The organism is Photobacterium sp. CCB-ST2H9 (assembly GCF_023151555.2).
GTDB lineage: Bacteria > Pseudomonadota > Gammaproteobacteria > Enterobacterales > Vibrionaceae > Photobacterium.
Genome location: NZ_CP100425.1, coordinates 2,287,497 through 2,313,334, shown reverse-complemented (window position 1 = coordinate 2,313,334; position 25,838 = coordinate 2,287,497). Strand labels below are relative to the sequence as shown.

The 25,838-nt window shown below is 50.2% G+C and carries 23 protein-coding genes, 2 tRNA genes and 1 other RNA gene; 13 read left to right on the top strand and 13 right to left on the bottom strand.

All coding sequences use genetic code 11. The annotated features are described in order from the left end of the window. Positions 1-152: 152 nt before the first annotated feature. Positions 153-1,979 (top strand): M4 family metallopeptidase, encoded by a 1,827-nt coding sequence (locus L4174_RS10765; RefSeq protein ID WP_371929335.1) that lies wholly within the window; start codon positions 153-155, stop codon positions 1,977-1,979. Between the two features lie 642 nt (positions 1,980-2,621). Further along, positions 2,622-3,071: an L-alanine exporter AlaE gene (locus tag L4174_RS10760; RefSeq protein WP_256549293.1), complete on the top strand. Its 450-nt coding sequence runs from the start codon at positions 2,622-2,624 to the stop codon at positions 3,069-3,071. A 67-nt stretch (positions 3,072-3,138) separates the two neighbouring features. On the opposite strand, the gene mscM is transcribed toward L4174_RS10760, so the two are convergent. Further along, the gene (mscM, locus tag L4174_RS10755) at positions 3,139-6,453 is read right to left on the bottom strand and encodes a miniconductance mechanosensitive channel MscM (protein WP_248140809.1); all 3,315 of its coding nucleotides are present in this window, start codon (positions 6,451-6,453) and stop codon (positions 3,139-3,141) included. Between the two features lie 201 nt (positions 6,454-6,654). Between mscM and L4174_RS10750 the strand changes: the two genes are divergently transcribed. From L4174_RS10750 to L4174_RS10715, 8 genes are all read left to right on the top strand, one after another. Then, positions 6,655-6,742: transfer RNA gene (locus tag L4174_RS10750), tRNA-Ser, on the top strand. A gap of 6 nt (positions 6,743-6,748) precedes the next feature. After that, positions 6,749-6,839: transfer RNA gene (locus L4174_RS10745), tRNA-Ser, on the top strand. A 46-nt stretch (positions 6,840-6,885) separates the two neighbouring features. Next, a non-coding RNA gene (locus L4174_RS10740) (RtT sRNA) lies at positions 6,886-7,013 on the top strand. A gap of 311 nt (positions 7,014-7,324) precedes the next feature. After that, positions 7,325-8,209, top strand: a complete 885-nt coding sequence (locus L4174_RS10735; protein WP_248140807.1) for a radical SAM protein — start codon at positions 7,325-7,327, stop codon at positions 8,207-8,209. Positions 8,210-8,438: 229 nt separating this feature from the next. Next, on the top strand, positions 8,439-8,909 hold the full coding sequence (locus L4174_RS10730; protein ID WP_248140805.1) for a GNAT family N-acetyltransferase: 471 nt from the start codon (positions 8,439-8,441) through the stop codon (positions 8,907-8,909). Between the two features lie 37 nt (positions 8,910-8,946). Then, positions 8,947-9,408, top strand: a complete 462-nt coding sequence (locus L4174_RS10725; RefSeq protein WP_248140803.1) for a RidA family protein — start codon at positions 8,947-8,949, stop codon at positions 9,406-9,408. 352 nt (positions 9,409-9,760) lie between these two features. Next, positions 9,761-10,267, top strand: coding sequence for a GNAT family N-acetyltransferase (locus L4174_RS10720; protein ID WP_248140802.1), 507 nt, complete (start codon positions 9,761-9,763; stop codon positions 10,265-10,267). A gap of 148 nt (positions 10,268-10,415) precedes the next feature. Then, a complete protein-coding gene (locus L4174_RS10715) occupies positions 10,416-10,871 on the top strand; it encodes an SRPBCC domain-containing protein (protein ID WP_248140800.1) in 456 nt (151 codons plus the stop codon). On the opposite strand, the gene L4174_RS10710 is transcribed toward L4174_RS10715, so the two are convergent. The 3 genes from L4174_RS10710 to cls form a co-directional block, all read right to left on the bottom strand. Beyond that, entirely contained in the window at positions 10,868-12,001 is a 1,134-nt protein-coding gene (locus L4174_RS10710) for a GGDEF domain-containing protein (protein WP_248140798.1), read from the bottom strand. The genes L4174_RS10715 and L4174_RS10710 overlap by 4 nt on opposite strands. Before the next feature lie 52 nt (positions 12,002-12,053). Next, complete coding sequence (locus L4174_RS10705) at positions 12,054-12,569, bottom strand: oxidoreductase (protein WP_248140796.1); 516 nt, start codon at positions 12,567-12,569, stop codon at positions 12,054-12,056. A gap of 386 nt (positions 12,570-12,955) precedes the next feature. Then, the gene (cls, locus tag L4174_RS10700) at positions 12,956-14,413 is read right to left on the bottom strand and encodes a cardiolipin synthase (RefSeq protein WP_248140794.1); all 1,458 of its coding nucleotides are present in this window, start codon (positions 14,411-14,413) and stop codon (positions 12,956-12,958) included. 179 nt (positions 14,414-14,592) lie between these two features. Here cls and L4174_RS10695 point away from each other — a divergent pair, with 179 nt between their 5' ends. From L4174_RS10695 to L4174_RS10685, 3 genes are all read left to right on the top strand, one after another. Further along, positions 14,593-15,924: a sodium-dependent transporter gene (locus tag L4174_RS10695; protein WP_248140792.1), complete on the top strand. Its 1,332-nt coding sequence runs from the start codon at positions 14,593-14,595 to the stop codon at positions 15,922-15,924. A gap of 82 nt (positions 15,925-16,006) precedes the next feature. Continuing rightward, positions 16,007-16,711 (top strand): TIGR01621 family pseudouridine synthase, encoded by a 705-nt coding sequence (locus tag L4174_RS10690; RefSeq protein ID WP_248140790.1) that lies wholly within the window; start codon positions 16,007-16,009, stop codon positions 16,709-16,711. 58 nt (positions 16,712-16,769) lie between these two features. Then, entirely contained in the window at positions 16,770-17,750 is a 981-nt protein-coding gene (locus L4174_RS10685; protein ID WP_248140788.1) for a class I SAM-dependent methyltransferase, read from the top strand. Positions 17,751-17,799: 49 nt separating this feature from the next. On the opposite strand, the gene gspS2 is transcribed toward L4174_RS10685, so the two are convergent. From gspS2 to L4174_RS10640, 9 genes are all read right to left on the bottom strand, one after another. Next, positions 17,800-18,216, bottom strand: a complete 417-nt coding sequence (gene gspS2, locus L4174_RS10680) for a type II secretion system pilot lipoprotein GspS-beta (RefSeq protein ID WP_248140786.1) — start codon at positions 18,214-18,216, stop codon at positions 17,800-17,802. Then, a complete protein-coding gene (locus L4174_RS10675; RefSeq protein ID WP_248140784.1) occupies positions 18,217-18,519 on the bottom strand; it encodes a YciI family protein in 303 nt (100 codons plus the stop codon). It abuts the gene before it with no gap. Positions 18,520-18,605: 86 nt separating this feature from the next. Further along, the gene (yciA, locus tag L4174_RS10670) at positions 18,606-19,004 is read right to left on the bottom strand and encodes an acyl-CoA thioester hydrolase YciA (RefSeq protein ID WP_248141686.1); all 399 of its coding nucleotides are present in this window, start codon (positions 19,002-19,004) and stop codon (positions 18,606-18,608) included. A 182-nt stretch (positions 19,005-19,186) separates the two neighbouring features. Further along, the gene (locus L4174_RS10665) at positions 19,187-20,491 is read right to left on the bottom strand and encodes a dicarboxylate/amino acid:cation symporter (protein WP_256549382.1); all 1,305 of its coding nucleotides are present in this window, start codon (positions 20,489-20,491) and stop codon (positions 19,187-19,189) included. A 249-nt stretch (positions 20,492-20,740) separates the two neighbouring features. Continuing rightward, the gene (trpA, locus tag L4174_RS10660) at positions 20,741-21,547 is read right to left on the bottom strand and encodes a tryptophan synthase subunit alpha (protein ID WP_248140782.1); all 807 of its coding nucleotides are present in this window, start codon (positions 21,545-21,547) and stop codon (positions 20,741-20,743) included. Continuing rightward, entirely contained in the window at positions 21,547-22,737 is a 1,191-nt protein-coding gene (gene trpB / locus L4174_RS10655) for a tryptophan synthase subunit beta (RefSeq protein ID WP_248140780.1), read from the bottom strand. Before trpB ends, trpA begins: the two co-directional genes overlap by 1 nt. Positions 22,738-22,814: 77 nt before the next feature. Next, the gene (gene trpCF, locus L4174_RS10650; protein WP_248140778.1) at positions 22,815-24,185 is read right to left on the bottom strand and encodes a bifunctional indole-3-glycerol-phosphate synthase TrpC/phosphoribosylanthranilate isomerase TrpF; all 1,371 of its coding nucleotides are present in this window, start codon (positions 24,183-24,185) and stop codon (positions 22,815-22,817) included. A 2-nt stretch (positions 24,186-24,187) separates the two neighbouring features. Next, positions 24,188-25,198 carry an anthranilate phosphoribosyltransferase gene (trpD, locus tag L4174_RS10645; RefSeq protein WP_248140776.1) on the bottom strand — a complete coding sequence of 337 codons (1,011 nt, stop codon included), beginning with the start codon at positions 25,196-25,198 and terminating at the stop codon, positions 24,188-24,190. A gap of 18 nt (positions 25,199-25,216) precedes the next feature. Further along, the gene (locus L4174_RS10640; RefSeq protein WP_248140774.1) at positions 25,217-25,831 is read right to left on the bottom strand and encodes an aminodeoxychorismate/anthranilate synthase component II; all 615 of its coding nucleotides are present in this window, start codon (positions 25,829-25,831) and stop codon (positions 25,217-25,219) included. Positions 25,832-25,838 lie beyond the last annotated feature (7 nt).

Below are 25,838 nucleotides of genomic sequence, written 5' to 3'. Positions count from 1 at the left end.
CAGTTGACTGGCTTTTAACAAAAAGCAAATCAACCTATAACAGGGCTGAAACAGGAAGGCCTCAGAAGTATGGCGATAAAGCATCTGTAGTGAAGTGGTTTATTGGTTGGGGAAAAACAGGACAGCTCGCTAAAAATCTCTAGGAATGAGTAATGAAAACAAACAAACGACAAAAATTGGCAGTATTAACGCTAGGCTCTCTATTTACTTTGCCTGCAATGGCAGCAAACATTGTCGATGTGACTGATGCTTCCGTGCTTGAGCAAGGACTAACGGCACGTTCACTGACACCTTTAAATAACAGTTTTCAACCAGTAAAAACGATCACCTTGCCGAATGGTAAACAAAAAGTCCGTTATCAGCAGCTGTATAAAGGCTTACCTATTTATAACTCGGGCGTGGTTGCGACGACGAACGCAAAAGGTCTGAGCCAGGTCCATGGTCAGATGGTTCAGAATGTAGAGCAGGATTTGCCTGCGATTCAGCCTGGACTGGAAGGTCAAAAAGCGTTGGGGATTGCTAAGGCGCATCATGCAGCAGCACATACTGTTGCCGGGGAGGTGCTGCCGGTTGAGAATGAACAAGTCAAACTGATGGTTCGTCTGGATGAGAGCAATCAGGCACAGCTTGTTTATCAGGTCAGTTTCTTTGTTGCCAGTGATGAACCGTCACGCCCTTATTACTTCATTGATGCGAATACGGGTGCGGTTGTGGATAACTGGGATAGCATTGCGCACATTCAGGCACCAGGTACAGGCCCTGGTGGTAACCAGAAGACCGGTCAGTATCAGTTTGGTACCGACTACCCGAACTTCATGGTTGAGAAAAATGGTTCGACTTGTACCATGAATACCAGTGCGGTGAAAACTGTAGACCTGAACGGTGGAACTTCGGGTTCCAGCGCATTCAGCTATAACTGTTCGACGGACAGTAACTACAATGATCACAAGCAAATCAATGGCGCATATTCGCCGCTGAATGACGCGCACTACTTTGGTAAAGTCGTTTTCGACATGTACAAAGACTGGCTGAACACTTCACCATTGACGTTCCAGCTGACCATGCGTGTGCACTATGGTTCCAAATATGAAAATGCGTTCTGGGACGGTAGTGCGATGACCTTCGGTGATGGTGCCACCACCTTCTATCCGCTGGTTGACATTAATGTCACTGCGCACGAAGTCAGCCATGGTTTCACCGAGCAAAACTCCGGCCTGGAATACCGTGATATGTCCGGTGGTATGAACGAAGCTTACTCCGATATTGCAGGTGAGGCTGCGGAATATTACATGCGCGGTCATGTTGACTGGTTAGTCGGCAGCGATATCTTTAAGCAATCCGGTGGATTACGTTATTTCGATCAGCCTTCTCGCGATGGCCGTTCGATTGACCACGCATCTGAATATACTTCGGGTCTGAATGTTCACTACTCAAGTGGTGTATTCAACCGTGCTTACTACCTGCTGTCGAATAAAGCTGGCTGGGATCCACGTAAGGGCTTTGAAATCTTTGCGGTTGCGAACCAGATGTACTGGACACCAAATTCGAACTTCGACCAGGGCGGTTGTGGTGTTGTGAAAGCGGCACAGGATCTGGGTTATAACACGGCTGATGTTATTGATGCCTTTAATACTGTTGGTGTGAACGCGAACTGTGGCACAACACCACCACCAACTGATGTGCTGGAAAAAGGTAAGCCAATCACTGGCCTGACTGGTAACACTGGTACTGAGCTGCGTTATACCTTCACTGTTCCATCGTCTGTGACTGCGTCTGTAAGCATCAGCGGTGGCTCAGGTGACGCGGATCTGTATGTGAAAGCAGGCAGCCAGCCAACAACGACTTCTTGGGATTGCCGTCCATATCGCTATGGTAACAGTGAGACTTGTAATGTCGCAGCTTCTGCATCACAGACATATCATGTCATGGTTCGTGGCTACAGCAGCTTCTCTGGTGTGACGCTAAGCCTGAACTACTAAGTGTGTCCGAGACAAAACTTGAAAGGGAGCCAGGCTCCCTTTTTTCATTTCTGCTGTTTGGTGGTTGAAAATGTAATTTACTTTCTTTGGTGAAATCTACTGCCAGAGTGACGAATGAGCATATGTATTACTTTATTGTCACTTTTCCTGTGTTTCCTGCGACTGCCTTCTGTACCGATCCTTAAACCCACTTTTTTGTAGCGCAAAGGCATTCAATTCGTTGAAAAACCTTCGCTATTGATTGCGCTTGTTTTATAAGAGATTGTTTTAAAGAAGATTAATTGGTCATTTGCAACGTTTTATCAGATTTTGATACGTACTCTTTATCCTGACGATTTATTCTGTTTATTGATATCAGAACCTGGCTCATGAGCCTGTTTTTGCCCGAGAAGAGTGTAATAAAATGACCGTTTCAGATGTGCTTTTGGGAGCGTGTAGCACGCCAATGATGCGCAAGTAGCTAAAAATTCGGTCTGAATCACACTTATTAGTAGTAAATTGACAACCTTGATATCAATATGGTGGGATATTTTTTAAAAAAGCTGATTTAATGCGACATATGACTGGGTGGTTGGTGATTTTGCGGTCGCATAGTCTTTCATCGTGTTATTTTTTGGTTAATATCTCTTTGTTTTTGTCGGAGTGGCAGTGAAAGAACAATTTAACGTGCGTAATGCAGCGGCAGACACTTTTGCGATGGTCGTTTTTTGCTTTATTACAGGCATGATGATTGAAGTGTTTGTTTCCGGGATGACGCTTCAGCAGTCTTTGGCATCCCGAACACTCGCCATTCCGGTCAATATCGCCATTGCCTGGCCTTATGGAGTGTTCCGGGACTGGATGATTCGGCAGGGATCGCAACGGAGCCAACAGAAATGGATGAAATTTCTTTCTGATATGCTGGCTTATGTACTGTTCCAGTCACCTGTGTACGCCGCAATTTTGTGGGCTGTGGGCGCAGCGCCTGAGCAAATCATGACTGCTGTTGCCAGTAATGCCGTTGTTAGTGGCATGCTTGGTGGTGTCTACGGACAGTTTCTGGAAGCTTGCCGGCGAATGTTCAGAGTGCCGGGATATTATCAGCAAGCCTGAAGCACATGAATATCTGATAAAAAGCAGCCGATTTAGGCTGCTTTTTTGATTGTCAGGCAAGGACAAGTCAACGCATCGGATGTCGTTGTTGCTTCTTGATAGCGACTTCAAGCTGCGGATGGGCGATGGCAATGTCGTGACTGAGAAACTTACGTTTGATCCGACTGTGGAGATCGTGTGTGAGACTCAGACGGTGCCCGGTTTCAGCGGCATACGCCCGCACTTCAAAGTTTTGCGCATCTGCAGTGATACTGAGAAAGAACACTTCCGGAGCCGGATTATCCAGTACCAGCTCGCATTCTTCAGCGGCTTCAAACAGCAGCCGGGTGACCAGTTCAGTATCGGAAAGATACTTCACGCTGATTGCAATGGTCACCCGGGTGATGGAATCCGAGAGTGACCAGTTCACAAACTGTTCCGTGACAAAGGCTTTATTGGGAACAATGACTTCTTTCCGATCCCAGTCCACGATGGTGGTTGCCCGGGTATTGATTTTGGCAACAACGCCCGTTAAATCCCTGATGGTGACCGTATCTCCGATACGAATAGGCTTTTCAAACAAAATGATCAGGCCGGAAATAAAATTGGCAAATATTTCCTGCAAACCAAACCCCAAACCCACACCGAGTGCTGCGATCAGCCATTGCATCTTCGACCAGTCAAAGCCAATCAGTGCAGAGCCGATAATAATGCCAAAGAAAATGGCCAGATACCGGGTCAGTGAGGTGATGGCGTAGCCCGTTCCCGGATTCAGGCTGATATGCTGCAATACCAGTAATTCCATGGCGCCCGGTAAATCCCGCGCAATAATGGCGGTCAGCCACAGCGCCAGTAAAGCCAGCAGAACACTCTTGAGGGTGATGTGGCTGAGTTGCTCAATGCCATCTATGTTCGCGCTGACATCCCACAGCGTAATATCTTCAAGAAAGCTGGTGGCCTGGTAGAGATCGGAAGAGAGCAGCGCAAGGAGAAACAGGTAGATCAGCAGCAGAAGAGAGCGGAGTAATCTGAGCGACTGCGCGCTGATCACATCCAGATCTAACTCGGGCTCTTCAATTTCAATCTGCAGTTCATGACTGGCATGCTCTTCCTTCGACTCCAGTATTTCAGCTTTCCGCTGGGCGAGGATTTCCTGACGTCTGGCTTTGGCGCGTTCAAAAGCAAGGCGGCGGCGCTGAATCAGCATCAGTCGTTTGATCAGGTAATAGATCAGCAGCGTAAAGACACCCAGAACAGCCGCGTATTCGAGTTTCGACATCAGTTTTTGTGCCGAACCGAGGTAACCTTGCAGTGCAAAATAATTGAGGATTTGCGGCAACAGAATCAGTGCCCACCAGAATAGATGATGGCCGATGTGGAGATTACCTTGCGGCAGATCCCGGTAGGTCATGGGAATACGTTCACTGGCCATTTTCCACAGGAAAAAGCTGACGGCCAGATTACTGATCAGAAATGCCAGTCGGCCCAGTGTAGCGTTCACTTCGCTGTCGTTATAAAAGAAAGCGAAATTCTGAAGGATCATCATGGGCAAATAGATCCAGATTAAACGCCGGTAGTGACTGAAACACCGCTGAATGATGCTGGGATGCCAGTCAAAGTGTTTGATCAGTAGACCGTCAGGGCGAACTAATTCCCGCATGAAACAATACATCACCAGCGGCCAGGGAAGGGCCAATGCCTGACCCAGGTGATGGATAAACGGAAGCTGCCAGAGTGCCGTCAACAGTGCACCGAATACGGCAATAGACAGTGGAACCGGCCAGGCAAAGAGGCCGGAGACGGCGACGTTGATTGTGCTGTAACTGAATCGGTCTTGCGTCACTTTGCCTATCTTTTGGCTGGTGTCTTTCAGGTAACGTTTCCAGCGTTTTCTGCACCAGCTGAGCGCTGTAATCAGCAGACCGATGATCATCAGACAGAAGATCAGCAGGATTGGGTCAGCGACGAACGGAACTTTCAGTAAGCCCACCCAATGAGCCGGTGAAAAAAACCACTGTAATTTTTCCAGCGTGTTCTCAATTAACTTCAGATTGAATGCATTGGTATCCGGTGCCCAGAATAAGAGTCTGGCGGCATTGTTTTTCAGTGCATTTAACGAAGAATCGAGTTTGTCATAAGCGACTTTCAGCGTCGCTTGCTGGTAAATCAGAATATCGCTGCTGTCTATCAGCTTTTCGAGCAGGGAGAGATTATTTTTGATCAGCTCACTTTGTTGTGCTTTTTGTTCCTCTGACAGATTTTTGGCCTGCGGCGACTTGGCAATATCAGAGAGGTCTTCAAAGCGCTGCTGATACTCATATTTTCGGACCTGATTCTGAGCGATGTTGTTATCGAGTCCTGCCATATCCGGCTGGCTTGGTAACCGGCTCAGGCGGGTGCGCATGTTTTCACTGAATGCCGGACTGAGTGGCAGCCACTCGGCCATGTTGTTCAGGTCCTGGGCTGATTTCGCCACCTGCTCAATCTGCTGATCGGTTTTTTCCTGAAGTGCCTGAACCTGATCGAGCTGATCAGACAGGGCAGACAGTACATTGGCATAGCGGCGGTTTTCTTCACTCAATTGCTTGAGTTCGGGGGGCAAATCTTCCAGTTCTTGTACCAGCGCATCGGTATCCTGCGCAGACTGTTCTGCATCCGTCCTTAACAGCCGGTTGAGCATCAGCTGGAGATTATTGCGATAGGCCTGACGGGCCTCAATTTCAATATTCACCAGCTGAAGTTTTTGCTTGGTCAGTGTTCTGCGGTTATCCGCTGACAGCTGCTCACTTTCCAGTGCTGAGAGTTGATTGCTGTAAAAGTCGTATTCAATATTGTGAACCAGTAAAAGCTGAGTATCCCGGTCACGCTCTGCCTGCTTTCGCGCTTTGTCGGCATCGTTCACTTGCTGGTGGAGCTGCTCTGCACGTTTTGGAAAAGCGTCGATGTTTCTTTCAATGTCTTCCAGTTCGTTTCGAAAGTTATGGCGGCGGAGATCCAATTGCTCGAGTTTGTTGTCCTGTTCTGCAATCTCAAGGGTGAGCTGGTCCTGTCCCCGTTTGCTGAAGTCAGGGAACGTCGACGCATTGAATTCTCCGATCTTTGATTTGAGTGATTTGGTCTCATCACTGAAGTTATCCAGCAGTTGCCGGTCGGTCTTGATTTGTTCGAGATAACTTTTTGATTTTTGAAGTTGATCTTGTGCCTGAAGCAGGCGTTCCAGTAATTTTTCGTTCTCCGGAGTGGATTCCTGACTCTGTACGATCTCAATTTGTTTCTCTAGTGCCTGGCTGTATTCAGTGAGATGCTTATTTTCTGTCGAGCTTGGCGGCTCTTCACTGGCGAAACAAGAAAAAAAAGGGATCAGCAGCAGTAAGAGAAGGCAAAGGGATTGGAATCTGCGCATACTGAAACGTCATGGAATGAGAAAGAGATATCTTATTAGTGTAGAAATAAGCCAGTGTCAGGCCTAAGAAAAAAACGATTTGATCTTTTCATCATCGTTCAAGCCAAGAAAGTACAACTAATTTGGAAAAGCCCTTGACCCCATTGGCTCAAGCCAGTAAATTAGCCGCCGTTGCCGCGACAGGCGGTGACAGAAAAATTTGGTGAGGTGTCCGAGTGGCTGAAGGAGCACGCCTGGAAAGTGTGTATACGGCAACGTATCGAGGGTTCGAATCCCTCCCTCACCGCCACATTTCGGAGAGATGGCTGAGTGGTTGAAAGCACCGGTCTTGAAAACCGGCATACGTTAATAGCGTATCTAGGGTTCAAATCCCTATCTCTCCGCCACATTTAAAGAAACCGCTGAACTATCGGCGGTTTTTTTTCGTCTGAACTTTGGCACGCAGAGATAGGGTGAAGAAGCCTGGTTGGGTTCAGCCGAGCGCAGCGAGACCACGTTGCCTTCAGGCAACGCCCGAAGGGGCGCGAGCTTGCGAGCGATAAATCCCTATCTCTCCGCCACATTTAAAGAAACCGCTGAACTATCAGCGGTTTTTTTTCGTCTGCACTTTGGCACGCAGAGATAGGGTGAGAAGCCTGGCGGGACGGACGGCGAGTATTCAGCTGCTCGAAGCTCTTATCGCTTTGTAGGTCAATCCTGACAGGATCAGGTAAAAATCTTATCTGAAGCTTGCTAAGCCTACTGAAGTCTCCGCTGTTTTATAGCAGCTCCCTGCAACCTGTAGTAAGGTACGCCTCCGTCTTTGGTGCTATGACTCCAAAAATTGTCATGACTCCAAAAATGATGATGTCTTAAGTAAGGACGTGAGCCGATGCTGGATTATATTGAACCCGTTTTTCGCCCGCCTTCTGAGTGGAAGTCTCTGATTTTACAAGTCACGAACGGTTGCAGTCATAATCAGTGCACTTTTTGTGAAATGTACACTCAGCCGCAGAAAAAGTTTCGGCCTAAAAAGCCGGAAGAGATTGAGCGCGAGCTGACAATGATTGCAGCCAGTGGTGTAAGGGTCAGCCGGGTTTTTCTGGCAGATGGCGATGCCATGACCTTGCCGTATGCCCGGTTGAAACTGATCTGTGAGTTAATCAGACAATATTTGCCGTCCGTGACGCGCATATCCAGCTATTGTCTGCCCCGTAATCTGACGAATAAAACGGTCGGGCAGTTAGCGGAACTCCGCTCACTGGGTCTGAGCCTGATGTATGTCGGCTGCGAGAGCGGTGATGATGAAGTGCTGGCAAGGGTCCGGAAAGGCGAAACCTATGCCTCTTCCCTGACGGCCCTGGAAAAAATAAAAGCGGCGGGGATGAAAAGCTCGGTGATGATTCTCAATGGTTTAGGCGGCCCTGCGCTCAGTGAACAGCATGCCGTTTCTTCTGCGCGTCTGATGAATGAAGCGCAACCGGATTACCTTTCCACGCTGGTGGTGTCTTTTCCGCTGGGACAGGATCGCTTCTCGGCTGGTTTTGACGGGAAATTCCGGCCGTTGACTCAACCTGAGCTGTTTCATGAGATGCAAACATTGCTGGAACATCTGGAGTTGGAGAAAACGATCTTCCGTTCGGATCATGCTTCGAATTATCTCGTTCTGAAAGGTGTTCTTGGGCAGGACAAGCAAAAATTACTGTCGCAGATTCATCTGGCAATCAGTCATCCCGGAGTCATCCCGCTGCGTGAGGAATGGCAACGCGGATTGTAAGCAATGGTCACTATGTGCGTGAGTGCACAAAAATGCGGTGATTTGCAAGTTAGACTCAATTTCCTGTCGCGAGATTGCTATTATGCGATTTCGCTTCCGTTTTTTCGGTCCCGGATCGAAGCACGAAAAGCTGTCCCGCTTTTTATAAGTTTTGGGATTTCAATACGATAACAATGATTACCACTATTTTTTGACTGTGTGGCAGTGACAATTTCGTTCGGTTAACACTATGTATATTCAAAAAATTATGCCCAACCGTGACGACGTACGAGGCATCCTCAGCGCGTCCGATGATTACATGTACAGTCTCTATCCGCCGGAGACAAACAATCTGGAGAGTGAAGAATCTCTGATGAAAGAGAATGTTCACCTTGTTGGTGCTTTTGTACGCGGCGCGCTGGCCGGTATCGGCGCCGTCAAAATGATGGATGATGAAGGCGAATATGGCGAGATCAAGCGGATGTTTGTCCTGGACAGCTACCGCGGTCTGGGCATTTCACGGCAGATCATGGATGCATTGCACCATTATCTGAAACACAATGGTGTCCGGGTGGCACGCCTGGAAGCCGGTGTGAGTCAGCCCGAAGCCCTGGGGTTATATCAGACATTGGGATACAGGGTACGTCCACCGTATGGTCAGTATCAGGAACATCCGCTCAGTATTTTCATGGAGCTTGATCTCGACACCATTGAGAGTTGAGGTAAGTTTTCAAAGCGTGGCTTTTGAGGGAGACTGAATGTCAATCGAACAAAGGATTGTTGAATTAGGTTTAGTATTGCCGCATGTCAGTGAACCGCAAGGAAACTATGTGAACTGTGTGCGAACCGGCAATTTGCTGTACGTATCCGGGAAAGGCCCGGTGACCGGTTTTCCCGAGGTACCGAAAGGGAAGCTGGGACGCGAATATAACGTCGAACAAGGTTATGCATTTGCCCGCGAAGCAGGTCTGGATATTCTGGCTGCAGTGAAATCAGCGGTTGGCAGTCTGGATAACGTCAGTCGGGTTGTGAAGCTGCAGGGGTTCATCAATACGACTGAGACTTTCGAACAGCATCCGAAAGTTCTGGATGGCTGTTCTGATCTGATGGCAGAAGTTTTCGGAGAAAAAGGTCTGCATGCCCGATCTGTCTTCGGAGCTATGTCGGTTCGGGGCAACCTGCCGATCATTATTGATTCGATCTTCGAGATTGCTGACTGACAGGACAGCAGGACTGACATTTTCCCCTCGTGATAAATTTCGGCGGGTATCAATATCTCAAAGGAAGCAATTGATTGCTTCCTTTTTTTGTCCCCGGGCTTCAAAAACGTGGTTTATTCTCATCAATATGCATACAGGTATTGACCTGAAACGCAATTATAGAGAAGCTATGCGTACGCTGTGCAACTGGATTCACTTCACTACGTGGAGTCATCCTCGTATTCATCTCTGGAAACAGAAGATGATTTTGTTAGCCAACACGATTTTTTTCTTTCGTTGAATGAAACGGTTTGCGCGGCGACATATTATTAAAAAGTACCTATACGTCAGTCAGTTAGTGATAAGGAAGAACATGTTCACCGAACGGCTCAAATCCCGTTATCAGCTTGAACCTTTTACCCCGCAGGATTACTCATTGCTTATCGATTGGATAGCAGATGAAGAATTCAATTTATTATGGGGAGGTCCGGTTTACCAGTTTCCCCTGACAGTTGATCAAATCGAACACCACGTTTCCCGCCCAGAAATCCATCCTTTTTTATTTCACGTTGCCGGCCAGGTGAAAGGCTATGTTGAACTGAACCAGAAGCATCCCAAACGTTGCAGGCTTTGCCGTGTGCTGATTGTGAATGAGTCTGACCGCGGTAAAGGTTATGGCCGGGCATTGGTTGAAGCTGCACTCGAAAAAGCACGTGTTGAGTTTGGTGCGGAAGAGGTCTCGCTGGCCGTTTTTGAACATAATTTTTCTGCCGTCAGTTGCTACCGGGGAGCGGGCTTTGATATCTATCAGGCTGATCAGGCAATCCGCGTATTTGAAGGGCAGCCCTGGACTTTGCTGCAGATGAGAAAACAGCTGTAATTAAAAGTAGTTGCAGGTTCAGGCTGGTCGGGCAACGGAGTGCTACTCTCAATAGAGAAGATGAAACGGTGCACGATGATGTGGGTTGTATCTTGTTGACCATTTTGCTGTCTTTGCCTGATTCGCTGTCTTGTGGAAAGGAGTGACTATGAGCCTGCAACAATTTAAATACGTCAGTTATATCGCAGCGAAAGATACTGAGGTCTGGAACGCACTTCTGGATCCGAAAATGACCCAGCAGTATTGGGGACATGTGAATGAGTCTGACTGGAAAGTGGGCAGCCGGTGGGCACATATTCGTGCAGATGGATCTGAAATTGAAGATGTGACGGGGAAAGTGCTCCTTGTTCACCCGCCTCACCATCTGGTCCTGAGCTGGCAAGAGGCTGACAGTCATCATGGGGCTGTGCATTCATCGCAAGTGAGTATTGCGCTTGAAAGTTTGGGCACAGATACACGACTGACAGTCATTCACAGCGATCTTCAGTCTGGCTCGCTGAGTTATCAGGATGTCAGTGAAGGCTGGCCTGCCGTGATCAGTAACCTCAAAACCTTACTGGAGACCGGTAAAGTGATGGACAATGATATCTGGGCGGCTAATTAAGAAGGCCGGCGTTCGATATACTCAGACATCATGTCTGCATTGGGCTGATGCAACGGGCTGAGGGGAAAGGTGTGTTCAACCTTCAGTTGCTGCTTCATTTCATACATTGAGAAATCAGCCTCTTGCAGTAAATCAGAGATACTTTTACTGCCGGGCGTGAACACGCTCAGCCCGATGCTGGCAGACACGGTGATTTCGCGATGGCTTAACAGAATGGGAATCCGCAAGACGTGATCCAGCGTATTGATCAGGAATTGGGAGACATATTCTTTGTTTACGGCATGAGGAAAAACCTGAATGACGGCAAATTCATCTCCCCCCATTCTGGCTACATCCATGCCATCGTGAGTCAGGTTATCCAAACGGCGGGCAACGGTTTTGAGCAACTGATCGCCTGCACCATGTCCCAGGGTGTCATTCACTTCCTTAAATCCGTTCAAATCAATCAGGAAAAACGCAAACTCGGTGCCGTTTTTCTCCAGATCTTTCAGTTTTCGGTTCAGCCAGAGCCGGTTGTGAATGCCTGTCAGCGAGTCATACATCGCCAGTTTGTGGTGTGTTTCTGACTCTTTTTTGAGCAGGTAAATCATCATCACGCCGATCAGGATCGTAGACAGCAGCAAAGCATGTATGAGCCAGCGCAGGGAAATAAAACCATCTAATTTTGAACGTAATGTGTTGTTGGAGTAGAGAAAAGTTTTGAGTGCATAGCCCATCATGTTGTCGTAGTTGGTCTTCAGAGTTATCAGTAACCCATGAGCCTGATCTCTTTCGCTCAGATGACGCAGCGAAGATTCGTAGCTTTTGACCAGCAGATAGTGTTCATTGAAGGTTTGCAGGGAACCGAAGATATCATGAAGCCGTTTGACCTGACTGCTGACGTTGATGGAGTTAAAGCGGCTGAGCAGAATTTCGTACTGCAGCAGTACAGTATTTCGGTCGGCACGTCCGGCCTCATATTCCTGAAGCTGAAAAATCAGTTCACTGTATTCATCACTCAATTGCATCATGAACCAGCTGGCAAGATTCTGATCCTTACTGACAGATTCGGCATTGGACTCCAGTGAGCTGACCGAGACAAAGGTGAACAGAATAAGCAGGGGCGCTGCGACAAATAGCAGCTTTTTCATCCATGGCATTCCGGACAAATGAAACATCCTGAGCGATTTGAAATAGACCACGTTACGGCACCACGCTGATTTTGTTTAATTGCCAGACCATTTTGTCCAGAAAACCGCTATTGGCCAGTTCCGGATAATTGTCCAGAGAAAAAATGAGCCAGAAGGGACCATAGTCCCGGACTTTCATCCAATCATTGTCGCGGCGAACTGCCAGTAAAGGCTGATATTTTTCCATGTCTTGCCATTTTAATTCGGCGCTGTATTGATTCAGGGCAGACAAATGAATTGTGCCGGGTTTTAATTGGTAATGAGTAAGCAGTGACTGAAGTTTGACGCCGGAAAAACGTGCGCTGCCGTTTATCCAGGGCAACGTTGTGACAATGGTATCTTGCTGAAAGCTGGCAATATCTTCCCGCGTCAGCTCAATTTCAACAGGATGGTTTTCCTGTGATAAACCCGTGATCACGATGGGAGGCAGTGTGAGCGAAAATGCAGGAAATACAATCAGGCAACATACCAGCGGCAAGCTGAATCTGAGGGTATCGACTGCAAATGATAAAAACTTCCCAAGACTCACGCTTCCCTCAGCTTTTGTGTGTTTAACGCTTAAATACAAAGATAGTCACATAAAGAAGCAAAGCAATACTTTTATCGCATGATTGTGAGCAGAAGAATGATTGGTATGTAAGTATTATTCCTTACAATAATTTATATTTATGAAATATTTGTGGATTTTTGAATGGCCTGAACAGGCTTGGTAGGATTTTATTTATATGGGTTTCAGGTGATCCTAATTCCAATTTCCGAAAAGCTCCTCAGGTTGCATATCAGTAATGGTGTTTCAGTTTTTACTGATATATGCGATTCCGTCCATATAAGCCGTATTTCTGGGCATTTTGATCCTGACGGAAATACCGTCAGGATCAGAGGTCAATCAAATGTCCGGCAGAATTTCAGAGTTCTCTAGAGCAGCGGGCTGAACATATAAAAACACTGCTCAAGAAATTTATGTCCCAATGAGCGTTGCTGCCATGTCTGGGGATCGATTTGGGTAGATTGTTTCATATATTCCTGCTGTAAACCTGAAACTTGCTGGGTGAACTCCGGATTATCGACTGACAGAGTCACTTCGAAGTTGAGCCACAGGCTTCGCATGTCCAGGTTGACGGTGCCGATTAAGCAGTGAGCGCCATCCACGACCACTGATTTGGTGTGCAGCAGGCCGCCGCTGAAGCGGTGAATCGTAACGCCTGCGTTCAGCAGCTCCGCGAAAAATGAACGGCTGGCCCATTCCACCATTACAGAGTCATTCTTGGCCGGGATAACAATATGCACGTCTATGCCACGTTCCGCGGCGCTGATTAAAGCATGCAGTAAGTGTTCGCTGGGCACAAAGTACGGGGTGGTAATGACCACACTTTCACGGGCCTGATAAATGCTGATCAGCAGGACCTGATGGATGATTTCATCAGGCATCCCGGGCCCGGATGGAATCACCTGAATCATGTCATTGTCCGTTGCAGGATGGGACAGACTGCATTCCGGAACCGGTGGTAAAAAGCGCTGTCCGGTTTCGACTTCCCAGTCCCAGGCCTGAATACAGTTCAGCACGGCAACGGTCGGCCCTGTGACCCGGACCATCACATCAATCCACTGGCCCACACCGGCGTCGGTTTTGAAAAACGCCGGGTCAACCATATTCATCGAACCGGTATACGCAATTTCAGCATCGATCACGACGATTTTACGGTGCTGCCGCAAATCCAGCCTGCGCAGGAACATCCGGAATGGCGTCACCGCCAGTGCCTCGGTTATTTCGATTCCGGCATGCTGCATAAGCCGTGGCCAGTGGGAACGGAAAAATCGCATGCTGCCGGCGGAATCGAGCAGAAGCCTGACCTTCACCCCGCGTTTTGCCGCCAGAATGAGTGCTGTCGCAACTTCATCCGCTAATCCGCCCGGGTGCCAGATATAGAACTCCAGATGAATAGAACGGTGTGCCTGGTGAATATCCCGGATCAGCGCGCGTAAAATATCATGCGGTTTATCCTGCAGTGTCATTGTGTTCCCGACCAGTGCCGGGATACCCAGCCGGTTTTCGCACAGATCGTGTATGGGCTTGGCATGATGGTTCAGTAACTGAGGCTGATGGCCGGGGCAGGTATAAAGCTGCCGGAACCAGTTCGCAAAGGGGTCGAACATTTCTTTTGCCCGTAGCGCCCGCTTTTTACCAAGATTCAGCTCCCCAAACATCAGATAGGCAACAATACCGCCGATGGGAATGATGTAAATGATCATCAGCCAAGCCAGAGAAACGCCGACAACGCGCCGTTTGAATACGACACGCATGGTTACGGCGGCGATAGCCATCCAGTAAGCGAACAGGCTGAGCCAGGCTAAAACTTGATAAATGTGGTCCATAAATGTTGCTTGTCTCTCTATTGCATACCCGGGGTCTATTCTGCACCGGAATCTCTGTAAAACATAGGTTTAAGAAAAAGTTGGCTGCGTTAAATGTTCATTGTGTATCAGTAGTGAAGGTGCGGGGCCGGGCAGAGTGTCTTATCTTGTAAGCATCATGCCTTTACCGAGTAGTCACTATGGCAACCAGAGCGCATTTTAGTTCACGTATTGGTTTTATTCTGGCAGCTGCGGGTTCGGCCGTTGGCTTAGGCAACATCTGGGGATTTCCGACACAGGCAGCCAGCAATGGCGGGGCGGTCTTTTTAATCGTTTATCTGCTCATGGTGTTTGCACTGGCTTACCCTTTGCTGGTGGCAGAGCTGACGATAGGTCGTTACGGAAATGCCGACCCGATCACTTCTCTGCGCAAGGTCTGGCCTCAGCAACGGGCTCTGATGGGATTCGTCGGGTTAGCCGGGATGATTGCCGTTTCGCTGATTCTCAGTTTTTATGCGATTGTTGCCGGCTGGCTGCTGGGTTATCTGGTTGCCCCGGTTCTGGATTTACTGGGACTGACAGCTCAGGCCCAGTGGCTGGAAGAATTTGGTGTGGAGAGAAACCTGATCCTCATGCTGGTGTTTATGTGGCTGACGGTGATGGTGGTCAGAAGCGGGGTCACGGACGGCATTGAAAAATGGTCGACCCGCCTGATGCCGGTATTGCTGCTGCTTTTTGTGGTGATGGTGATTTATATCCTGACGCAGGATGGTGCCTGGGAAGGGCTGCGTGTGTATCTGGTGCCGGATGCCAGCCATTTATCGCCCAAACTGATTGTGAGTGCGATGGGGCAGGCATTCTTTTCTCTGTCGCTGGGTGTTTGCACCATGATGGTTTATGGCTCTTATCTGGACAAATCAGCCAACCTGCCGAAGACTGCAGCGCAGGTGGCTTTACTGGATACCGGTGTTGCGTTTCTTGCGGGGATGCTCATTCTGCCAGCCATGTTTGTCGCGCAGAATCATGGTGTGGTGATTTATGACGATACCGGTGCTTTGCTGGCGTCGGATACTCTGGTGTTCAGTGTGCTGCCATCGATGTTTGAGACGATGGGAGGTGTAGGCATCCTCGTCAGTACCCTGTTTTTTATCCTGATGGTCATTGCCGCACTGACGTCGTCAATTTCCATGCTGGAGGTGCCGGTTTCCTGTGTGATTGAAGAGCTGAATCATACCAGGCACTGGGCCGTATGGTGGATTGGCGGGGTGATCAGTGTCGTTTCTACGGTGATTGTTTTTAATTTTGAGTCGTTATTTGGCTTTGTGATTACCATGACGACGGCTTATGCACAGCCGATCATCGGGATGATTTTTGCCATTCTGGTGGGTTGGATATGGCATCGGGATAAGGTTCTGAACGAAATTAAAGCGGGATATCCGGAACTGGAAGCCAGCCTGTTCTGGCGGATCTGGCCCTGGTATGTCCGGATTGTCTGTCCGGTGCTGATGTTGCTGGTCTTTTTTCTGCAGTAGCGCGGTGGCGGGGCGCAGAAAACTGGCACTGTCCGGAAGAGTCGGTATACTGCCGCTTTCCTGATCGAAATAGCACTGAGCCATGTTTACACTGCTTCACCAAACTCCCGATTTTCTGGTCATTTGCAAGCATGCGAATGTCAGTGTCCACAAAGATGACAATGATCAGCCCCTGCTGGCAGAGATCGCGGCAGCGACGGGTGATGCACAGCTGTACCTGATACATCGTCTGGATAAGATGACCTCCGGTATCCTGTTGCTTGGTCGCCATGCGGATGCTGCATCGGCGCTGTCGGGGAGCTTTGCCCGCCGGGAAGTGGAGAAGTACTACCTGGCGATCGGCAGTAAAAAGCCGAAGAAAAAACAGGGGACAGTGATGGGCGACATGAGCCGTTCGCGCCGACGGAGCTGGAAGCTGGAAACCAGCCGGCAGAACCCGGCGGTGACTCAGTTTATTTCCACGGCGGCCGGGGAAGGGCGGAGACTGTTTCTGTGCAAGCCTTATACCGGTAAAACCCATCAGATCCGTGTGGCGCTGAAAAGTGTCGGTTCAGGGATTACCGGCGATGATATTTATGGTCACGAGGCATCGGATCGCGGCTATCTTCACGCCTACGGGCTTCAGTTTATCTATCTGGGAACAACCTATCGCTTTCTTTGCCCGCCTGAACAGGGTGATCTCTGGCAGACGACAGAGGTACAGTCGGCACTGCAAGACTGGTCATCCCCCTGGACACTGGACTGGCCGTCACTTCCGTCGGGTCTGCTGAAATCTGCTCATGACTGAGCAGCTTTGAGAACGGCTGATATTTAATCTTTTTTCATTTTTCTTTGTACGGTGATTCATGGACGCTTCTGCTCTCTCCCAATTTTTTCAACACCTGCGGACTCAACTGGCGTCACCGCCGGAAGAAGCCCGCCGTTTATTTCACGGCCGGGGACGTTGCTGGGAAGGACTGGAGCAACTGACGGTTGACTGGCTGGGCGGTCAGGTACTGGTCTCGTTATTCAAAGAACCGGATACCGCATTTCTTGATGCACTGAACAATGAACTGCAGGCGCTGGCGCAATCGCAGGTTTGGCAGCTGTCTGGTGCCAGTTCATTGCTCCTGCAGCATAGAGACAGACCGGGTTCGCCGATGGAGGTCATCTGGGGAGAGCTGAAAACGTTTCAGCAAATCAGCGAAAACGGACTTCGCTTCGAACTTGATCTGGGCCAGAAGCAAAACAATGGCTTGTTCCTCGATATGCGATATGGTCGACGCTGGGTTCAGGAGCAGTCGAATGACAAGCGGGTTCTGAACCTGTTCGCCTACACCTGTGGTTTTTCTTTGGCTGCAATTGCCGGTGGTGCCAGTCATGTGGTGAACCTGGATATGGCCAAGGCAGCGTTGAGCCGCGGCCGGGAGAACCACAGACTGAATGGTCATGATTTAAATCAGGTGAGTTTTCTGGGACACGATATTTTTAAGTCGTGGGGCAAGCTGAAGAAGTCCGGTCCCTATGATCTGATTGTGATCGACCCGCCTTCGTTTCAGAAGGGAAGCTTTGCTCTGACGAAGGACTACGCCAAAATTTTGCGTCGTTTACCGGATATGCTGAGTGAGCAGGGTAAAGTGCTGGCTTGTGTCAATTCGCCTGCGGTTTCGCCTCAGTTCCTGATAGACGGGATGGCACAGGAAGCGCCGGAGCTGAGTTTCATCGAACGACTGGATAACCCGCCGGAGTTTGCCGACCGGGATCATGACAGTGCCTTAAAAGTCATGGTGTTCTCAAGGCAGCATGAATGCAGCCGTGGTGACGCCATCAGTATACGTCATAAATGAAAAACAAAAGGGCCGGATCACTATCCGGCCCTTTTGCCAGGAGGCTGCCTTACGACGCTCCCTGAGCTGAGATTTGTTTGCAGTACTGTTCATTGATTGGCTGCTGAACCATAGGGCGGCCCCGCATATCCAGAATGCTGATCATGTATCCCAGACCTTCGCTGACCATGGGGGTCAGTTCCGGATCGTTGCAGAAGTTCACAGCGGCAGCCTGTGCGGCCTTAGATGGCGGCACTTTACCACCGCCGCCATAGAGGATTGTGATTTCAACAATGCTCTGATGGGCTTTGGCTTTCATAATCTGGTACTGGCCAACTTTCGGGTAGGGGGCTTTTGCGTTAATCACGGCCGCCCTGCGCTCTGCCAGTTCGTTATTGAGTTCATCCGGCGATTTTGCGCAGCCGGTCACGATGACTGCAGCCACAGCAGCAGCAAACCAGGTTTTGAGGGAAGTTCGAATCATCATTCAGGCCGGCAGTACTTTTTTGAATGGTTTGACAATTACGTTTTCATAAACGCCGGCTTCAATATACGGGTCTGCGTCGGCCCAGCTTTTTGCTGCTTCCAGTGAATCAAACTCAGCAATTACCGTTGAGCCTGTGAAACCGGCTTCTCCCGGATTCTCACTGTCGATTGCAGGCATCGGACCGGCCACGAGCAGACGGCCTTCGTCTTGTAATGCTTTCAGGCGAGCCAGGTGTTTTTCACGAACGCTCAGGCGGCGCTCCAGACTGTTTTCAACATCTTGAGAAAAAATGACGTACCACATGCGTTCTGTCTCCCTGTATTGTGGTGGAATGCAGCCGTTATCATAACGGAATGAAAAAGCCCCAACCAGCGGTCAGGGCTCATATTTTATCCTTTTTGAATCGGACGCGGTCTGCCGTTGGCATCAATCGCAACATAATTGAAGGTTGCTTCGCTGACCTTGTATCGCTCGCCGATGCCGTCATTACCGACAGGTTTTACCCAGACTTCCATCGCGACCGACAGGGACGTATTACCAATACGTTTACATTCACCGTAGCAACACACCACATCGCCCACACCGACCGGGGCTTTGAAGACAATATTATCGACTGAGACCGTCACGACTTTGCCGTGGGAAATTTCTTTGGCCAGAATTGCGCCGGCTAAATCCAGCTGCGACATAATCCATCCACCGAAAATATCGCCATTGGCGTTTGTATCAGCAGGCATAGCTAGCGTGCGCAGTAATAACTGGCCGCGAGGAACATTATTTTCTGAATTCATCATTAATCAGGTTTTTGGGAACAGGTATTTATATGGTCATCAATAATGCATTGGCTTGCAAGCAGAATGCACCTGGTCTGACCCAGATCTGATGGAAGTTTGAACGAAAATTGGATGAGTCATGCAGAAATAAAAAAGGCTGCCGGATCCGGCAGCCTGAAATTCAGAAAAGCACGTCAGTCTTATGCTTTTTGCTGTGTCGCCATTGGGGCGTCTTTTGCTTTTTCTTCACCCACCAGGCTGTCGACAATCACGGCACAGGCAGCATCACCCGTGATGTTCAGCGCAGTACGGATCATGTCGAAGATACGGTCCAGAGCAAACAGCAGCGGCAGACCTTCAATCGGAATACCCGCAGACAACAGGACAGCAACAACCAGGAACGAAGGCCCCGGTACACCGGCCTGACCCACAGCACCCAGCGTTGAGGTCACAATAATCGCGATGTAGGCGCTCATACCAAGTTCAATATTGAACAGTTGTGCGAAGAAGATGGCAACCAGACCGTAGTAAATGGCGTTACCGCTCATGTTGATGGTGGCGCCCAGCGGCAGCACGAAGGAAGCTGTGCTGTTCTTGACGTTCAGCTCTTCTTCACAGGTTTCCATGGTCACCGGTAGGGTTGCCATAGAAGAAGCAGTCGACAGTGCAACAGCCTGAGGTTTCTTCATGGCTGACAGGAATTTCAGCGGTGAAGTTTTGCTGAAGCACTTGATCATCAGCGGGTAGAATACGAAACCATAAACCAGGATCGCGGCGATGTAGACCACAAACAGTTTGAAGACCACCATCAGGGCATCAAAACCGAAGGTACCGACTGCATCAGCCATCAGGCCGAATACACCAATCGGAGCGATTTTCATCACAATGTTGATCATCCATACCATGGCGTCAACAACAGCATTCACACCGTTCAACAGTGGATCACGGCGTTCTTTCTCCAGTTTGGAGACCGCAACACCAAAGAACAGGCAGAACACCAGAATCTGCAGGATGTTTGCTTCATTCAGAGACTGGAAAATGTTCGTTGGGATCATACCCAGAATAGTTGCCCAGAATGAAGGCAGTTCACCTTTATCAGCATAGGTATTGGCAAACATGCCCTGAACACCTGCCAGGTCAACACCCATACCCGGCTGGAACACTTCACCCATAAACAGGGCCAGTGCCACAGCAACCGCGGAAGTCAGGCCAAAGAAGCCCAGCGTGATCAGACCGATCTTACCGGCAGACTGACTGTTACCCAGACCAGCAGCACCGGAGATAATGGCAACCGCAACCAGCGGGATCACCAGCATTTTAATCAGGTGGATGAAAATGCTACCCAGTGGCGCGAACATGCTTGCAGAATGTCCCATCACTGCACCGGCCAGCGCCCCCAAGCACATGGCGATGACAACCTGTACCCCAATGTTGCCAAGTAGTCCTTGTCGTTTAAGCACCTTGAATACCTTATTTTGGAAGTTGTTAAGTTGTGAAAGTCTTATGTTTCGTAAATGTTACCGACTTTGAGTCAATATTTTGCGAAGTGAGGTTTTACAGCAGAATAATGCGATAATCAATGATGCATTTCGATACTTTCCACTTCTGTTGATAAATTGGCGCAGATTTTCACCGAACCTTGTGGATGGCTATGCACCGTGGTGATTATTTGTTGATCTTGGGTGTGAATGCCTTGTTAAAAAAATGCCCCGGGAACGCATGCGACCCCGGGGCATTTTCGGTTCAGTTCGAAATCAGCGTTTCGTCGCTTGCTTCATGCGATGTATGAACTGGCCGAGTGCGTTGAGCATTTCTGAAGGGTTGCCCAGATGCTGTTCGATAATTTTCACCACGGCTGAGCCCGAAATGGCTCCGGCTGCCCCCGACTGAATGGCTGCAGTAACCTGAGCGGGTTCGGAGATGCCAAAGCCCAGCAAAGACGGCGGCGCATTGAATTGAGCCAGTGAGGCAAGCAAATGGTCTACCGGCATTCCTGCTTTGGTTTCCGCACCGGTTACACCGGCACGAGACAGCAAATAGGTGTAGCCACCGCCGAACTCAGCCACGGTTTTCAGTGTGCTTTCATTTGCATTTGGCGGCGCAATGAAAATAGGGTGGATCCCGTATTTTTCCGCTGCAGCCCTGAACTCCGCGGATTCTCCGACAGGCACATCCGCGACCAGCACCGAGTCGACGCCAGCCGCCTGACAACGCTGATAGAAGTGTTCGATGCCACCGGCGAAGACCAGGTTGGCATACATCAGCAGCCCGATGGGCAGTTCCGGATATTTGGCCCGGACTTTTTTCAGCATGTCGAAACAGACATCCGGCGTGGTGCCGGCATCCAGCGCACGAATGGTCGCTCCCTGAATGGTCGGACCGTCGGCAAGCGGGTCGGAAAACGGAATCCCCAGCTCCAGCGCGTCAGCTCCGGATTCGACGAGCGTATCAATAATCTGCAGAGACAGTTCAGGACTCGGGTCGCCCAGCGTCACGAAAGGAACAAAAGCGCCTTCCTGTTTGGCCGCTAAACGGCTGAATAAAGCTTGATAACGGTCCATTACAGCGCTCCCTTTTCGTCCAGAATTTTATGTACGGTGAAGATGTCTTTGTCGCCCCGGCCGGAGAGGTTCACCACCAGCAGTTGTTCTTTTTCAGGAGCTTCTTTGATTAGCTGGAGGGCATAGGCCAGTGCATGGGCCGATTCCAGTGCCGGAATAATCCCTTCGTTGCGTGCCAGCGCCTGGAAGGCATCCAGGGCTTCGTCATCAGTGACAGAGCCGTATTCCGCGCGACCGGTCGCATTCAGATAGGCATGCTGCGGGCCGACGGACGGAAAGTCGAGACCGGCAGAGATTGAGTATGACTCTTCCACCTGACCATGTTCATCCTGCATCAGCGGTGCTTTCATGCCGAAGAAAATGCCCAGTTTGCCGTGTTTTAGCGGCGCACCATGCATGTGGGTGTCCAGGCCTTTCCCCGCAGGTTCCACACCAATCAGTTTGACACTGGTTTCCTCAATGAAGTCGGCAAACATCCCAATGGCATTGGATCCTCCGCCCACACAGGCGATCACGGCATCTGGCAGGCGGCCTTCTTTTTCCAGGATCTGTGCTTTGGTTTCTTCCCCGATAATGCGCTGGAATTCACGCACAATGGTCGGGAACGGGTGCGGGCCGGCGGCTGTGCCCAGCAAATAATGTGCTTTATCATAAGTGGCAGACCAGTCACGCATGGCCTCATTACAGGCATCTTTGAGAGTCGCAGAGCCGGAATGAACCGGAATGACTTCAGCGCCCATCAGTTTCATGCGAAAGACATTCGGGCTTTGGCGCTCAACGTCTTTGGCACCCATGTAAACACGGCATTTCAGGCCCAGCAGGGCGCAGGCCAGCGCTGTTGCAACACCGTGCTGGCCGGCCCCGGTTTCAGCGATGATTTCTTTTTTGCCCATGCGTTTGGCCAGCAGGGCTTGTCCCAGTACCTGATTGGTCTTATGTGCGCCGCCGTGCAGCAGATCTTCACGTTTCAGATAAAGCTTGGTTTTGGTGCCTTTGGTCAGATTCTGGCACAGCGTCAGTGCGGTCGGACGACCGGCATACTCTTTGAGCAGGGCAAGAAACTCCTGCTCAAAGGCAGGGTCTTTCTGTGCATCAATAAAGGCTTCTTCTAATTGGTCCAGTGCAGGGACCAGAATCTGCGGCACGAACTGGCCGCCAAATTCACCAAAATACGGGTCGAGTTTGCTCATGTGTGTGCTGTCCTATTCCTGTCCTGATCGTTCTCGGTGTCTGAATTGATCGCTGTCGGTGACAGCCGATTCAGTCTTTAAGGCTTCAGTGCTTTGAACACCGAGAGTAATTTTTGTCTGTCTTTTTTGCCGGGTTTGCTTTCCACGCCAGAGTTAAAATCAAGGCCGCGGCAGCCTTTGCTGACGGCTTCTCTGGCGTTATCCGGTCCGAGTCCGCCGGCAAGCATAATGCGTTCTTTTGCGTCGCACTGATCTAACAGCGACCAGTCAAATTGCTGACCCGTGCCACCGCTTTGCTGACCAACCTGAGTATCCAGTAAATGCCGGTCAGCAGGCCAGGCAGATAAGTCAGGCAGTGCATCGCTGACTCCGTGGGCTTTCCAGATTTCACAATCTTCAGGCAACTGAGGCTTGAGTGTCTCGATGTATTCAGGTGACTCGTTGCCATGTAGCTGAACTGCGGCCAGCTTTAAAGCATGGGCATGTTTGGCGACGGCATCGACATCGGCATTGCGGAATACCCCGACGTACTTGAGTGGCGCGCCGCTCATCACCAGTCTTGCCAACTCTTGGTCAACGGCGCGAGGTGAGTCCTCTACGAAAATCAGGCCACCGTACACGGCACCGCTCTGGTATGCCGCACAGGCATCGTCCGGATGGGTCAGGCCACAGACTTTGTGTTCTCCAAGCAGGACACTGCGTACGGCCAGTTCCAGATTCGCTTTACTCATCAGTGAGCTGCCAATCAGGAATCCATTGGCGAATTGTGATAAGTCGCGTATCTGCTGGTTGGTATAAATTCCGGATTCTGAAATCACCAGCGTATCTTCAGGCAGTCGTGGCGCCAGTTGTTTGGTCCGGTTCAGGTCAATGCTGAGATCACGCAAATTGCGGTTATTGATGCCGACGACCTTGGCGTTCAGTGCAATGGCGCGTTCCAGTTCTTCTTCATTACTGACTTCGGTCAGAATGCCCAGATTCAGCTGCTCAGCCAGGGTGGCCAGTTCTCGGTATTCATCATCGTTCAGGACCGACAGCATCAGCAGGATGGCGTCAGCCTGATAAAAGCGGGCCAGATACACCTGATAAGGGTCAATCATGAAGTCTTTGCAGAGTACAGGTTGTGTCACGTGCTGGCGGACCTGCGGCAGGAAATCAAAATTCCCCTGAAAATATTTCTCGTCAGTCAGGACGGAAATTGCGCTGGCATAGCGGCTGTACACCCGGGCGATATGGTCCAGATCGAAATCTTTCCGGATCAGCCCTTTTGAAGGGGAGGCTTTCTTACATTCCAGAATGAATGCTGCGCCTTCTCCGGTCAGTGCCTGATAAAAATCCCGGTCACTCGGGGTCACATCTGCAATAAAATCTTCCAGTGGCTGTGTCGCCTTGCGTGCTTCCACCCAGATTTTTTTATCGGCGACGATTTTGGCGAGTACAGTTTCCATTCTTAACCTCGTGCGGCCAGTTGCTCTACCAACTGGTAGGCTTTGCCGGATTGCATGACTTCAATTGCCTGCTGGGCATTCACTTTGAGATCTTCCTGACCAAACAAGCGAAGCAGCAGTGCAACATTGACGGCAACAGCGTCTTGCTGTGCAACTGTCCCTTTTCCTGTCAGGATGTTTTTGATAATGGCACGGTTTTCTTCAGGGTCTCCCCCTTTAATCGCATCTAACGGATGGGTTTGCAAGCCAAAATCTTCCGGCGTGACCGTATATTCGCGAATATCACCGTTGATGATTTCTGCCACCAGCGTCGGGCCGTGAATGGCGACTTCGTCCAATCCGCTGCCATGGACGACCGCTGCACGTTTCATACCCAGGGCAATCATGGTTTCGGCAATCGGGCGGACCAGTGCTGCATCATAAACGCCCATGAGTTCAATGGTCGGGCGGGCCGGATTAATCAGCGGGCCCAGCAGGTTGAAAATGGTCCGGGTTTTCATCGCCTGGCGGGCAGGCATCGCATGGCGGACACCGCTATGGTATTGAGGCGCGAACAGGAAACAGACGCCTTGTTCGTCCAGAGCCGCGCGGGCTTCATGGGCGCTCATTGCCAGGTTGATACCAAATTTATCCAGCAGATCAGAAGAACCGGATTTGCTCGAGACGCCACGATTGCCGTGTTTCGCGATTTTGACACCGCACGCGGCGGCAACAAAGGCCGATGTGGTCGAAATGTTGATTGTGTTTGCACCATCTCCGCCGGTGCCGACGATATCGGCAAAGTCGTAATCCGGGCGCGGGAAGTGCGCGGCATTAGCCAGCATCGCGGTCGCGGCACCAGCAATCTCATCCGGGGTTTCCCCTTTGATTTTCAGAGCCGTCAGAATAGCAGCCAGCATCGCAGGTTCAACGTCACCTTTGATGATGGCATCGAATAAGGTCTGACTTTCATCTTTGGTCAGTGTTTGCTGGTCGTACAGTTTTTCGGTGATTGGGTAAATAGTGCTGTTCATCTGAGCGTCTCCCATAGCTTAAAAATTCGGTACAGTGGCGGATGGGGTCGTGACCCAGTGAAGGGTGTTTGCCAGCAGCTGGGCGCCTTGTGCAGTCAGGATGGACTCAGGGTGAAACTGAAATCCGCATACTTTGTCCTGTTCATGGGTGACAGCCATTACCAGGCCATCTACCTCAGCGATAACGTTCAGCGTTTCCGGGACCTGAGTTGCGACCAGAGAGTGATAACGGGCAATGGTCAGCGGGCTGGGTAACTGCCCGAACACCGCATGCTGGCCGTGATACATCTGTGCGGCTTTACCATGAACGATGTCACCGGCACCTTCGACTTTACCGCCGTAAGCTTCGACGATCGCCTGATGTCCCAGACAAATGCCTATCATTGGCACGTTGCCTGCGACCCGCTTGATCAGCTCAGGCATACACCCCGCTTCTGACGGCGCACCCGGGCCCGGAGAAAGGACCAGCACCGGATTGCGCTTTTCGCTCAGCGCTTGTTCGACCTGCGCTGCGCTCAGGCTGTTGCGGAAAATTGTGACCGGGTAACCCATGGCTCGGAACTGATCGACCAGGTTGTAAGTAAAGGAGTCGAAGTTATCCAGCAGGACGATATCTACTTGAGGTTGAGTCATGTTCGGC